The organism is Vibrio ostreae (assembly GCF_019226825.1).
Lineage (GTDB): Bacteria > Pseudomonadota > Gammaproteobacteria > Enterobacterales > Vibrionaceae > Vibrio > Vibrio ostreae.
In genome coordinates this window covers 1,792,153-1,805,270 of record NZ_CP076643.1, presented here as the reverse complement: position 1 = coordinate 1,805,270, position 13,118 = coordinate 1,792,153, and the positions used below count along the sequence as shown (strand labels likewise).

Annotated in this window: 12 protein-coding genes; 4 read left to right on the top strand and 8 right to left on the bottom strand. The window is 51.0% G+C overall.

Going from position 1 to position 13,118, the window contains the following annotated elements; all coding sequences use genetic code 11:
* The first annotated feature begins 184 nt into the window (after positions 1 to 184).
* Positions 185 to 1,336, top strand: a complete 1,152-nt coding sequence (locus KNV97_RS14335; RefSeq protein WP_218562182.1) for a 2-octaprenyl-3-methyl-6-methoxy-1,4-benzoquinol hydroxylase — start codon at positions 185 to 187, stop codon at positions 1,334 to 1,336.
* 169 nt (positions 1,337 to 1,505) lie between these two features.
* Here KNV97_RS14335 and crr read toward each other — a convergent pair whose 3' ends face one another.
* The 5 genes from crr to cysZ all read right to left on the bottom strand — a co-directional run bounded on the left by crr (position 1,506) and on the right by cysZ (position 6,393).
* A complete protein-coding gene (gene crr, locus KNV97_RS14330; RefSeq protein ID WP_136487799.1) occupies positions 1,506 to 2,015 on the bottom strand; it encodes a PTS glucose transporter subunit IIA in 510 nt (169 codons plus the stop codon).
* A 104-nt stretch (positions 2,016 to 2,119) separates the two neighbouring features.
* Entirely contained in the window at positions 2,120 to 3,844 is a 1,725-nt protein-coding gene (ptsI, locus tag KNV97_RS14325; protein WP_136487800.1) for a phosphoenolpyruvate-protein phosphotransferase PtsI, read from the bottom strand.
* Between the two features lie 139 nt (positions 3,845 to 3,983).
* The gene (locus KNV97_RS14320) at positions 3,984 to 4,241 is read right to left on the bottom strand and encodes an HPr family phosphocarrier protein (RefSeq protein WP_136487801.1); all 258 of its coding nucleotides are present in this window, start codon (positions 4,239 to 4,241) and stop codon (positions 3,984 to 3,986) included.
* Between the two features lie 290 nt (positions 4,242 to 4,531).
* Positions 4,532 to 5,500: a cysteine synthase A gene (gene cysK / locus KNV97_RS14315; protein WP_218562181.1), complete on the bottom strand. Its 969-nt coding sequence runs from the start codon at positions 5,498 to 5,500 to the stop codon at positions 4,532 to 4,534.
* A 146-nt stretch (positions 5,501 to 5,646) separates the two neighbouring features.
* Complete coding sequence (gene cysZ, locus KNV97_RS14310) at positions 5,647 to 6,393, bottom strand: sulfate transporter CysZ (RefSeq protein WP_136487803.1); 747 nt, start codon at positions 6,391 to 6,393, stop codon at positions 5,647 to 5,649.
* Positions 6,394 to 6,633: 240 nt separating this feature from the next.
* Between cysZ and zipA the strand changes: the two genes are divergently transcribed.
* The 3 genes from zipA (at position 6,634) to cueR (ending at position 10,301) form a co-directional block, all read left to right on the top strand.
* On the top strand, positions 6,634 to 7,560 hold the full coding sequence (zipA, locus tag KNV97_RS14305) for a cell division protein ZipA (RefSeq protein WP_218562180.1): 927 nt from the start codon (positions 6,634 to 6,636) through the stop codon (positions 7,558 to 7,560).
* A gap of 84 nt (positions 7,561 to 7,644) precedes the next feature.
* On the top strand, positions 7,645 to 9,654 hold the full coding sequence (ligA, locus tag KNV97_RS14300; RefSeq protein ID WP_218562179.1) for an NAD-dependent DNA ligase LigA: 2,010 nt from the start codon (positions 7,645 to 7,647) through the stop codon (positions 9,652 to 9,654).
* 221 nt (positions 9,655 to 9,875) lie between these two features.
* Positions 9,876 to 10,301 carry a Cu(I)-responsive transcriptional regulator gene (gene cueR / locus KNV97_RS14295; protein WP_136487806.1) on the top strand — a complete coding sequence of 142 codons (426 nt, stop codon included), beginning with the start codon at positions 9,876 to 9,878 and terminating at the stop codon, positions 10,299 to 10,301.
* 76 nt (positions 10,302 to 10,377) lie between these two features.
* Here the strand turns inward: cueR and KNV97_RS14290 are convergent, their stop codons facing one another.
* From KNV97_RS14290 to KNV97_RS14280, 3 genes are all read right to left on the bottom strand, one after another.
* Positions 10,378 to 10,857 carry an NfeD family protein gene (locus KNV97_RS14290; RefSeq protein ID WP_136487807.1) on the bottom strand — a complete coding sequence of 160 codons (480 nt, stop codon included), beginning with the start codon at positions 10,855 to 10,857 and terminating at the stop codon, positions 10,378 to 10,380.
* On the bottom strand, positions 10,854 to 11,783 hold the full coding sequence (locus KNV97_RS14285; protein WP_136487808.1) for an SPFH domain-containing protein: 930 nt from the start codon (positions 11,781 to 11,783) through the stop codon (positions 10,854 to 10,856). The genes KNV97_RS14290 and KNV97_RS14285 overlap by 4 nt, the downstream gene beginning before the upstream one ends.
* 241 nt (positions 11,784 to 12,024) lie before the next feature.
* Positions 12,025 to 12,879, bottom strand: coding sequence for a co-chaperone YbbN (locus tag KNV97_RS14280; RefSeq protein WP_218562178.1), 855 nt, complete (start codon positions 12,877 to 12,879; stop codon positions 12,025 to 12,027).
* Positions 12,880 to 13,118 lie beyond the last annotated feature (239 nt).

The window sequence follows — 13,118 nt, the reverse complement described above, 5'->3', positions numbered from 1 at the left end:
CCGTTGTGGTGACTGGCTTTGCCTCTCTGCCGGGCAGGGAATTTGAGCCGAGAGGAAAACCAACCTTGCCCCATGCTTTAGCAAACCGCTGTTTATGGTCATATTTTGTCGCTCGCAACCCGACCAAACAGTGGTTGTGTGGTAGACTTAGTTTTTACGATTCAGTCAGGTAGAAGCAGTAGATATGAACGATTTTGACATAGTAGTCATTGGCGGTGGTATGGTCGGTGCGGCAGCTGCCATCGGCTTTGCCCAGCAGGGGCGTCGGGTGGCCGTTGTGGACGGGCATCAGCCTGCTGCGTTTAACGATGATCAGCCCATGGATGTTCGTATTTCTGCTATCTCGCAAACTTCGGTTGATTTACTGCAAGCACTGGGCGCCTGGGACAGTATCCGTGCGATGCGGGTTTGCCCTTATCGCCGTCTTGAGACCTGGGAGCATCCCGAATGCCGCACTCGTTTTTCCAGCGAGGCGCTGGGGCTGCAGCAACTGGGCTACATGGTGGAAAACCGGGTGATTCAACTGGGTTTGTGGCAAGCCTTTAGTGCTTATCCGAATCTGACTTTGTTGTGTCCGGATAAACTGGCCTCGATTGAGTTTGGCGACAGCCAGACCCTCACACTGCAATCCGGTACTGAGCTGAAGTGTCAGTGGATTATCGGTGCGGACGGCGCAAACTCAAGGGTGCGCAGCCTGGCCGGTATTGGCATCACCGCCTGGGATTACCGCCAGCACTGCATGCTGATTAATGTCGAAACCGAGCTGGCGCAGCAGGATATCACCTGGCAGCAATTCTTCCCGTCCGGCCCGCGTTCATTTTTGCCGCTCAACGGTCGTCAGGGCTCCTTGGTGTGGTATGACAGCCCGGCGCGTATCAAGCAGCTTAGCCATATGAGTCCGGCTCAGTTGCGTGCAGAGATACTGAGTCATTTCCCGCCGGAGCTGGGGGATATTAAAGTGTTACAGCACGGCTCGTTCCCGCTTACCCGGCGTCATGCGCAAACCTATGTCAGCAATCATTGTGTATTGGTTGGCGATTCAGCGCATACTATCAATCCGTTAGCGGGGCAGGGCGTGAATCTCGGCTTTAAGGATGTCGCAGCCCTGCTGGAGGCAACCGCCGGGCATGATGAACTGACCCAGGCACAGTTTGAGCGTTACCAGCGTCAGCGGCGGGGCGATAACCTGTTAATGCAAAGTGGCATGGACTTCTTCTATGCCGCATTCAGTAATGACCACACTCCGCTCAAGTGGGTGCGCAATGCGGCGCTGAAACTGGCGGACAATGCCGGGCCGGTGAAGCAGCAGGTACTGCGTTACGCGCTGGGGTTATAAACCTCAGCCAGAATAATTCAGGCGGTAACCCTGTTGTGGTGCGGCCTGGTTGAGGGGCGCGGCTCACGCATTCATGTCAGCAAAGACCTAACATGTAAGCAACCCCCTAAATTAAAGACGAAAAAAAACGCTGCGATGGCAGCGTTTTTTTGAATGCTTTGCAAACCGCTTACTTAGTTACACGCAGTACAGCAGTTTCACCAACATTTACCGAACCAGACAGTTTAGCCAGCTCTTTGATCTCGTCCATGTTAGAGATAACAACAGGAGTCAGAGTTGATTTCGCTTTCTCTTCCAGCAGAGCCAGATCGAATTCAATGATAGTGTCGCCCACTTTCACTGACTGACCTTCTTCAGCGATACGTTTGAAGCCTTCGCCTTTCAGCTCAACGGTGTCGATACCGAAGTGAACAAACAGTTCAACGCCATCGTCAGACTCGATAGAGAATGCGTGGTTCGTTTCGAAAATCTTACCGATAGTACCGTTAACAGGAGCTACCATCTTGTTGCCAGTAGGCTTGATAGCGATACCGTCACCAACGATTTTTTCAGCAAACACGACATCTGGCACGTCTTCGATGTTTACAATTTCACCAGAAAGAGGTGCGATGATTTCAATTGCACCCGCGTCAGCGCTGTCGTCAGAGACTAGCTTCTTAAGTTTGTCAAACAGACCCATTGTGTCATGCTCCTAACGTTTTAATATATTCTGTGAAGTATAGTATACCACTCACTAACAATAGACGACTACTTTTAGTCGTCTATGTTATTGGTATTAGCAGATTATTGAGAGTTTTTCGCGATGAATTTTTCAACGCAAGCTTCGATTTCTGCTGCAGTTGGCAGAGACAGTGCTTCATCTGCCATTGCTTTCACTTCAGCGAAGTTGGTGTTACGAATCACTTTCTTCACTTTAGGAATAGAGATGCCGCTCATTGAGAACTCATCCAGACCCATACCTAACAGAAGGAGTGTAGCGCGCTCATCACCCGCCAATTCACCACACATACCGGTCCATTTGCCTTCTGCGTGTGATGCATCAATAACTTGCTTGATCACAGTCAGAACAGCCGGAGACAGCGGGTTGTAGAGGTGAGAAATCATTTCGTTACCACGGTCTACTGCCAGTGTGTACTGGGTCAGGTCGTTGGTACCGATAGAGAAGAAAGCAACTTCTTTTGCCAGGTGAGGGGCAATTGCCGCTGCTGCCGGGGTTTCAACCATCACACCGATTTCGATGTTTTCGTCGAATGCATGGCCTTCAGCACGCAGTTCAGCTTTGTATTCTTCAATCGCTGCTTTCAGTTCACGGATTTCTTCAACTGAGATGATCATCGGGAACATGATACGCAGAGTACCGTGTGCTGATGCACGCAGGATACCACGCAACTGGTCACGCAGGATGTCACGACGGTCCAGACTGATACGTACGGCACGCCAGCCCAGGAACGGGTTCATCTCTTTTGGTAGATCCATGTATGGCAGGTCTTTGTCGCCGCCGATATCCATAGTACGGATAATCACAGCCTGGCCAGCCATCGCTTCTGCTACTTCTTTGTAAGCTTTGTATTGCTCTTCTTCCGTTGGCAGTGCGTCACGGTCCATGAACAGGAATTCTGTACGGTACAGACCAACGCCTTCACCGCCGTTGCGGATGATGCCGTCACAGTCTTTCACTGTACCGATGTTACCGCACACTTCTACGCGGTGGCCGTCTGTGGTTTCAGCGTGCAGGTCTTTCAGTTTCGCCAGCTCTTCTTTTTCAGCCAGGAATGCGGCTTTTACTGCTTTCGCTTCTTCCAGTTCAGCATCGCTTGGGTTGACGACAATCTTGTTGTTCATCGCGTCAAGGATCAGCATGTCGCCGTTTTTCACTTGAGCAGTAATGTCGTTAGTACCTACGATCGCTGGCAGTTCCAGAGAACGAGCCATGATTGAGGTGTGAGACGTACGACCACCGATATCACATGCAAAGCCCAGAACGTAGTCCAGGTTGATTTGTGCAGTTTCTGACGGAGTCAGGTCGTAAGCCACCAGGATCACTTCTTCATTGATGTCGCTCAGCGATACAATGTTGATGCCCAGGGCGTTTTTCACGAAGCGTGTACCGATATCGCGGATATCTGTAGCACGTTCTTTCAGGTATTCGTCATCCAGTGACTCAAGCGCAGCTGCCTGCTCTTCAATCACAGTGTGAATCGCGTTGTCTGCTGACAGTTTTTCGTCTTTGATGAGGGCTAAAATTTCTTCTTCTAGCTCTTCATCTTCAAGCAGCATGATATGGCCTTCAAAGATGGCTTCTTTTTCTTCACCAAAAGTCTCAAGGGCTTTTTGTTTGATAACTTCAAGTTGTGCAGAAGATTTGTTACGTGCGTCGTAGAAACGCGCAACTTCAGCTTCAACTTGAGCGTCAGAAATGGTGTTTGTATTTAGGACAATTTCATCTTCTTGAAGTAGTAGTGCTTTACCAATAGCAATACCTGGAGATGCTAGGATGCCTGAAATCATAGCCTTACCTTAAATTGGTCAACTGTAAACGGGAGATAAGTGGACGTTTGTGCTAACGATATATGTAGCTAATTCTAGAGCCTATTTCCAACAAAGCCACTTTGCGGGAACAAAATGGCTTTGACAGGAATGGTGCGAATTAGTGTAGTTGATCCATCAGAGCAACCAGGTGGTCAACAGCTTGTTGAGCTTGTGCACCTTCTGCAGAGATAGTCACTACAGTGCCTTTAACCAGACCCAGAGTCTGTAGCTTGAACAGGCTTTTCGCGCTAGCGCTTTTACCGTTAGAAGTCACAGTGATGTCCGCGTCGAATGCTTTAGCTTCTTTAACGAACTGAGCAGCCGGACGAGTGTGAAGACCGTTTTCTGCAGTGATTTCTACTTGCTTCTCGTACATGTTTTATACCCCAATTAATTTATTTTTTGTAAGTTTATTAACCAGAATTAGCTTAACCGTATCAGCTCGTTTCTGCTAGTTGAGCTACGAGCTTTTCGTGTCAGAACTGATACTGGTATAAAAATAATCAATCGCCTTGTTGACACTCAGCCATTGAATCTAATCTTGTCTGCTTCTTTATTTTGAAGCTAGAAATAAAACATGCCTGATATTACCAAAGGTGAGGCTAGGATCAACAAAAAAGCCCCTCAAGGGGGCTTTTTTAAACCAAAATTTGATTTCACCACATATTACTGCTGGTTTTCTTTCTCAGAGAAAATGCCGGCGAACAGGGCAGTGCTCAGGTAACGTTCGCCTGAGCTTGGTAGGATAACTACGATAGTTTTTCCTTCAAATTCAGGTAGTTCTGCAAGGCGGTTAGCAACAACAACGGCTGCGCCAGATGAGATACCAGCCAGGATACCTTCCTCTTCCATCAGACGACGAGCCATCTCGATCGCTTCTTCAGAAGTCACAGTTTCAACACGGTCAATCAGGTCCAAATCCAGGTTGCCAGGGATGAATCCGGCACCGATACCCTGGATTTTATGTGGAGCTGGTTGAATATCCTGGCCTGCCAGTGCTTGCGTAATGACCGGAGATTCAGCCGGTTCTACTGCAACAGAAGTGATGGCTTTGCCTTTCTCGCCTTTGATGTAACGACTGGTACCCGTCAGAGTACCACCGGTACCAACACCAGCAACGAATACGTCAACCTGGCCGTCAGTCGCTTCCCAGATTTCAGGACCTGTGGTCTTTTCGTGAATCTGTGGGTTAGCCGGGTTATCGAACTGCTGCAGCAACAGGTATTTTTCAGGGTTGCTGGCGACAATTTCTTCCGCTTTAGCAATCGCGCCTTTCATGCCTTTAGCCGCTTCAGTCAGCTCTAGGTTTGCACCCAGCGCTTTCAGCAGCTTACGGCGCTCAAGACTCATTGACTCAGGCATAGTCAGCGTCAGTTTGTAACCGCGCGCTGCAGCAACGAAGGCCAGAGCAATACCTGTATTACCACTGGTTGGTTCCACAAGTTCGATGCCTGGTTTCAGTTTACCTTGCTTCTCTGCATCCCAAATCATGTTGGCGCCGATACGGCATTTAACACTGAAGCTTGGGTTACGTGATTCAACTTTAGCCAGTACGTTACCTTTGCTGACTTTGTTCAGACGAACCAGTGGCGTGTTACCAATAGTAAGAGAATTGTCTTCGTAAATTTTGCTCATTGTGATGTTCCTTCATTTCGCATGTTTTGCTATCGATAAGTCGATACGTTGCGGATACGATTTAGAGAATATGTGCTCGGTTAAAAAGGTAAAAGGATTAAAAAGTTATAACTTATAGGTATCGGCGGCTTTCACCGCCAAAATGTCTATCGGGTCACATAATGCCCTTTAAACTCGCTGACCCACATCGCGGTCGCGCCACAAACCGCTACCGGCATGACAAATAGGTTGATGATCGGAATCGTTGTCAGAACCGACACCAGCATGCCGAAGCCATACGCTTTGCCCTGTTTTTGTTTCAAATTATTACGCATGTCATTAAATGCGACTTTATGGTTATCAAACGGATAGTCGCAGTACTGAATGGCGAGCATCCAGGCGGTAAATAAAAACCACAGAATCGGCCCCAGGGTCTGGCCAAGGGCCGGGATCAGCAGCAGTAGAAACAGACCGATGGCTTTGGGTAAGGTATAAAGCAGTTTACGCCATTCCCGTGCCATGATGCGTGGCACATCTTTGATGACGGCCAGTATACCCTCGTCATTAATCGTGTGACCGGTGAGTTTTTCTTCAACCTTTTCTGCCAGCAGACCGTTAAACGGTGCGGCGACAAAGTTAGCCAGCGTGCTGAAAAAGTAGGAGAAGGTGGCGAGAATGGTCAGTACCAACAGCGGCCACAGAATGTAACTCAGCCAGGACAACCAGTCCGGGATTTGTCCCATCCATTGATTAATCCAGCTGTCGAGGTGTGAAAACAGATAGAGCAGGGCGCCACCAACTAAGAGGATATTAGCCAACAGTGGCATAATCACGAATCGGCGGATGCCGGGTGATAAAGCCAGTTCCAGGCCGTAGAAAAAATAGCCAAAGCCTGAGCGCTTATGATTTTGCATAGTGTATTCCGTATACGATTTGCCAGCGGTGAAAGTTGCATTCTATTGTAACTGAGCAACAGAGGAAGAAAAGCGTGGTAAAAATCACACCATTAACGCACCTTTTAACATTAAGTTGTTCTAAACAGGGGCTGACTTTTGGTAAAGTAAACTGATAAGCCGATAAAACCTACCTTTGGCAACGTTAACGACAAGCGTTGAAGCTCAGGACATCAAAAATCGAGAAACTGAGAGTTTAAGATGCAGGAATTGCGATTCGTACTCATTATTGTTGGCGCGCTAGCGATAGCCGCTTTGCTATTTCATGGTCTGTGGACCAGTAAAAAAGAAGGGAAGTCTAAGTTTGGTGATAAACCACTTGGCCGGATTGACGTAGAGCCTGAAGAAGATGAAGTAGCGGCAGCGCGTGCTTTTGCTCCGGAAGATGATTATGAAATCATTCGTAAGGATCGCAACCAGCCGGACTTCGGGATTAAAGATGAGCCTGAGGTGGATCCTCTGATCGGTGGCTACACCGCTGCTGAAGAACCGCTGACAGAGCAGAGTGAGGTGCGCTCAGAATTTCAAGCGCCTGAAACTGCGCCAGTTGATGAAGCCCAGCCAGAGCCTGTGACTGTCTATGAAGCACCATCCGAGCCGATGTTCAGCACTGCGCGAGCAGGTGTCGATGCTGAACCTGTGGTAGAGGAGCCTCAAGCGCAGCCAGAACCGGCTCCTCAGGCCGCAGAACCGGCCCAGGATGAGATGCAGGTTATCGTGTTGAATGTACATTGTGCCGGCAACGAACCCTTTGTTGGTACTAAGCTGTTCGATAGTATGCAGCAGAACGGCCTGTTGTACGGCGAAATGGATATTTTTCATCGCCATGCTGATTTGTCCGGTACCGGCAAGGTGCTGTTTAGTGTCGCGAACATGATGCATCCCGGGACGCTGAAACACGATGATCCGGCAGAATTCACCACCAAGGGCATTTCATTCTTTATGACCTTGCCATGCTTCGGTGAAGCGGATCATAACTTTAAGCTGATGCTGAAAACGGCCCAGCAGATCGCCGATGATATGGGCGGCAACGTCCTCGATGACGCGCGCAACCTGATGACACCGGATCGCCTGGCCGCTTACCGTAAGCAAATTACTGACTTTCGGAACCGGACAGCACATAATTGATTCCATAACCTTGTTTGGTTAAGAAAGGCCCCGTGTCGGGGCCTTTTTTCATGATAGAACCTGATTGACTGCGAGAGAAACGCAATGCAAAACGTAGAGCAACGCTTACAAGAGCTTAAAGAAATACTGCATGATCATGCGATACGTTATTACGTCGAAGATGCCCCGACCATTCCGGACGCCGAGTACGATCGTCTGATGCGTGAGCTGCTGGATATTGAAGCTGAGCATCCGGACTGGATCACGCCGGACTCACCCAGCCAACGTGTCGGCGGTGCACCGTTGAGCGGTTTTGAGCCGGTGACCCATGATATTCCGATGTTGTCGCTCGATAATGCATTCGATGACGGCGAGCTGGACAGCTTTTATCGCCGCATGAGTGATCGCGTTCCGGCGGCCAAATCGGCCCGTTTCTGTTGTGAACCTAAGTTGGACGGCCTGGCGGTCAGCCTGCTGTATGTTGATGGTGTATTGGTACGTGCGGCGACCCGTGGTGATGGCGCGACCGGTGAAAACATTACCGAGAATGTACGTACCATTAAATCGATTCCACTGCGTCTGAGCGGCAGTGGCTGGCCAACCCGGATTGAAGTCCGTGGCGAAGTGTTTATGCCGAAAGCCGGCTTTGACAAAATGAATGCCGCTGCGCTGAAAAAAGGCGAAAAAGTGTTTGTGAACCCGCGTAACGCGGCGGCAGGCAGCCTGCGCCAGCTCGACTCGCGCATTACCGCCAAGCGCCCGCTGGCATTTTATGCCTACAGCGTGGGGGTGATTGAAGGCGGTGAACTGGTCGGTAGCCATTATGAGCGTTTTCTGCAGCTGAAAGGCTGGGGATTACCGATGAGCCCGGAAACCAAACGGGTCGATTCGCTGGAAGAGGTGAAAGCGTACTATCAGGACATCATGACGCGTCGTGCCGATTTGGCCTACGAAATTGACGGCGTGGTGATCAAAGTCGACGCGATTGACCTGCAGGAGCGGCTGGGCTTTGTGGCCCGCGCGCCGCGCTGGGCGATTGCCTATAAGTTCCCGGCTCAGGAAGAGATGACGCTGCTCAATGATGTGGAATTCCAGGTCGGGCGTACCGGTGCCATTACTCCGGTAGCGAAACTGGAGCCGGTGTTTGTCGGCGGGGTCACGGTCAGTAATGCGACCCTGCACAACGCGGATGAGATTGAACGTCTCGGCGTTAAAGTCGGCGACACGGTGATCATCCGCCGTGCCGGTGACGTGATCCCGCAGATTGTGTCGGTGGTGAATGAAATGCGCCCTGACAGCGCACGCGATATCGTGTTTCCGACCCAGTGCCCGGTGTGTCAGTCAGACATTGAGCGGGTAGAAGGTGAAGCGGTTGCACGCTGTAGCGGTGGCCTGGTATGCCAGGCGCAGCGTAAAGAGGCGCTGAAACATTTTGTGTCGCGTAAAGCGATGGATGTCGATGGTCTGGGCGATAAAGTGATCGAACAGCTGGTGGACAAAGAGATGGTCACCACGCCAGCGGATCTGTTCCGCTTGCGCGCTGGGGAGCTGACGATTCTGGAGCGCATGGGGCCAAAATCGGCGCAGAATATTGTCAATGCGCTGCAGGCGGCCAAACAGACCACACTGCCACGTTTCCTGTACGCATTAGGGATTCGTGAAGTCGGTGAAGCCACGGCAATGAACCTGGCGCACCATTTCTACAATCTGGACGCCATCATGCAGGCGCCGGTGGAAGCGCTTATTGAAGTGCAGGATGTCGGTATGATAGTCGCCAGCCATGTCCATGCTTTCTTCACTCAGGAACGCAACCAGAACGTAGTGCGCGATCTTATCGATCTCGGTATTACCTGGCCGGATATCGAAGCGAAAAGCGAAGATACGCCGCAGCCGCTGGCCGGTAAAGTGGTGGTTCTGACCGGGACCCTGTCACAGCTGTCACGCAGTGATGCCAAAGCGGCTTTGCAGGCATTGGGTGCTAAGGTAACCGGCAGCGTATCGAAGAAAACCGATATTCTGTTTGCCGGTGAAGCGGCGGGCTCTAAGCTGGCCAAAGCGCAGGAACTTGGCATTGAAGTGCGTGGCGAACAGGATCTGATTGATATGATCCGCTGATGGTGCTGGTCTGGTTACCTGCGTGAACGGGTTAAGCGCGATAAGCCGCCTGGCCGGTAACCTGAGCCAAATCATTGCAATTACCCCCGGAAGGAGGCATGGTTTAACCCTGTCTCCTTTTTGTTTGTTACTGTGTGCCGGATTTGGCCGCAGCCGCTGGAGGCAAGTGGTTACGTTGCAGACAAGTGGCTATTTGTCTGCAGTGCCCCGACGGAGGAAAGATGAACATCAGTGAAGTGGCAAAAAAAACCGGCCTGACGGCTAAGTCGGTGCGGTTGTATGAAGAGAAAGGGCTGATTGCCGCCCCTGTGCGTTCTGGCAATGGCTATCGTCAGTACAATCAGAGTCATGTGGATGATCTGTTGCTGATAGCGCGCTGCAAGAGCGTCGGTTTCTCCCTCGACGAATGTAAGGCGATGCTGGCCCTGGCCAATAACCCGCAGCGCACCAGCCATGCGGTCAAAGAAAAGGCCCAGCTCAAGCTGGAGCAGGTGAGCAGAAAACTGGAAGAGCTGACCCTGATTAAGCAGCAGCTTGAAGAGTGGGTGAATGAGTGTCCCGGCGATGAAAACAGTGAGTGCCCAATCATCGATAATCTCAAAGGGCATTGCTGCCAGCATTCACTGGCAGCCTCATCTGATGGCTAAAGTGTCTTTATTGTCGTGATCACTTTTATTGTCGTCATCACTGTTGCGGCCGGATAACGGTGCGGAAAGGCACAGTTCAGTGATCAGCGGGTTGGTGTAGGCTGACGTGTTGTAGGCGGACTTTCAGTACCGTGCCATCGACGGCAATGACTTCGACCCTCTGTCCGGCGCTGAGCGGCGTATCGCATTCTGCTATCCAGGTACTGTCGCCAATTTGGAGACGAAACTGGCCAACCGGTACATCTTCTGCGACCGTTGCGCTGCGCCCGATCAACTGTTTCTGCTTCTGATTGAGTGTTCGGCTGGCATCACTGCGCTTGTCGTGAGTGAGCTGACGGCGCCACCACAGCCAGGTCGTGACCAGCGAAAAAGCCGCAAAGCTGCACCATTGCAGTTGCCAGCTAAGCGGAATGCCGAGCATCAGCCCGGCCACCAGTAACGCCGACAGCCCGAGCCACAGGCAATAACCGGCCATCCCGAGCAGCTCGGTCGCCAACAAGGCCAGCCCGAGTCCGAGCCAGTGCCAGTGATTAAATTGGGTTAACCAGTCGATCAAGAATCCACCTTACGGGTATCCGTTTGTTTAAACATTTCGGCAATGCCGGTAATCGAGCCCATCAAACCGGTCGCTTCCAGCGGTAACATAATGATTTTACCATTCTCAGCCTTGCCGATGGCTTTTAGTGCCTCGGTGTAGCCCTGAGCGATAAAGTAATTGACCGCTTTCATATCGCCCTGGGCAATGGCATTCGAAACCATTTCAGTGGCTCTGGCTTCCGCCTGAGCGGCGCGCTCACGGGCTTCGGCCTGTAAAATGGCGGCCTGTTTGGCCCCCTCAGCCTTGAGGATCTCTGACTGTTTTTGCCCTTCGGCTTTGAGGATTTCCGCCTGACGCACTCCTTCGGCTTCAAGGATAGAGGCGCGCTTTTCACGCTCGGCTTTCATCTGCGCATTCATCGCTGAAGTCAGATCCGCCGGAGGCTGGACATCTTTAATCTCAATCCGGGTCACTTTGACACCCCAGGGGTTAGTTGCCTGGTCAACGATGGTCAGCAATTTGGTGTTGATCATATCGCGCTGACTGAGCATTTCGTCCAGTTCCATTGAGCCAAGTACGGTACGCATGTTGGTCAGTGTCAGGTTGCGGATCGCATTTTCCAGATCATTGACTTCATAAGCTGCCCGCGCGGCATCAATCACCTGCACAAAGCAGACCGCATCGATCACCACATTGGCGTTGTCTTTACTGATCACTTCCTGAGCCGGAATGTCCAGCACCCGCTCCATCATATTAATTTTACGCCCGACGCGGTCGATGAAAGGAATGATGAAGTTAAGACCGGGACTGAGTGAATGGGTGTAGCGGCCAAAGCGCTCAACGGTCCAGTTATCGCCCTGTGGTACCGTCTTGACCGCCGAGGCGATGAACACGATAACGACGAAGACAAAAATGCCGATGGTAATCAAAGATTCCATTGCCATGTTCCTATCCTTGCAAAGGTGAAAGATTAACAAGTATAGCGGCAGGATAGGCAATGTTATGTGATGAATTAATCGCCGCCAGAAAAAATTAAGGCAGGATATCCTGCCTTAATGATCAAAAACATAGTGAGCTTCCCTGACGGAGCAAGCTGACGGAATCGATTCGATGTCAGCCTGGCGAGGTACTGCGGGCTCCGTCGGGCAGAGTTAGTACAAAAGCCGAGTTAGTACAACAGCCGAGTTAGTACAACAGAGAGTACAGCTGGCGACGGTAACGCGCGGCGACGCTGTTCCCCTGGCCAATCGCGCTGAGGATGTCCATAAATACTTTCTTCATTTCACCATCGAGTGTGTTGAGGTCGCTTTTAAGGAAGTTCCACAGCAGCTCAAGTGCTTCTTCATCACGCTTGACCTGATGGTACTGGGTGGCCAGTTCGACAGCGATTTTGGCGTCATTGCTGTTTTGAGCCAGCGCGGTTTCCAGTGCCTGGATTTCCGGGCTGTCAGCCGCCTGTTCATGCAGTTCCAGTTTTGCGATCAGGCTTTTGTAGTAGCTGTCCTGATATTCGAGCGGAATCGCGCTCAGCTCTGCTTTAGCAGCGTCAAACTGACCGGTTTCCAGGAAGCAGTCGGCCAGAGCCAGTTTGGTATCCCCTTTACTCTTCCACTGCTCCGGCAACGCCAGCAGCAGAGTCAGTGCCTGCTGGTGCTGTTGGTTTTTGATCAGTTGCTGTGCGTACTGCAGATTTTGTTCATCCTGACTTGGCAGGTGACGGTTAAGCATGTCCTGAATCGCTTCAATCGGCTGCGGGCCACCCAGACCATCAACCGGCTGGCCGTTGAAAAACAGCGCGATGGTCGGCAGAGCCTGAATACCAAATTGTGACGCGATGGCTTGCTCGTCCTGGCAGTTAAGCTGGGCAAGCTGGAATGCACCATTGTACTGCTGAGTTAACTGCTGCAATTGCGGAATAAGTTGTACGCTTTCTTCACTCATCGGTGCCCAGAAGTAAAACAGAATAGGGCGGGACGCTGAGCTTTCGATAACTTCGCGGAAATTGTGTTGGGTAACGTCAGTAATATGAGGTGATTGCATGATGATTCCTTTTACGCTTGCGCTTTAAGCCATAGATGGGGGCATGAATTGAAAACACAAGTCATAGCAAGGCGATGGTAAAGTTTTTCGTGCTGAAATGGTTCTGAATCACAGCCAGGGCTGGCCGCTGCGCAAAAGAGGTCACGCGCGCTGTGCAGTCACAGAAAAGCAAACAGCTACCGTAAGGGTAGCTGTTGAAGCGCAAAGCGCGGTAAGCAATTCAATCAGAACGCTATAAA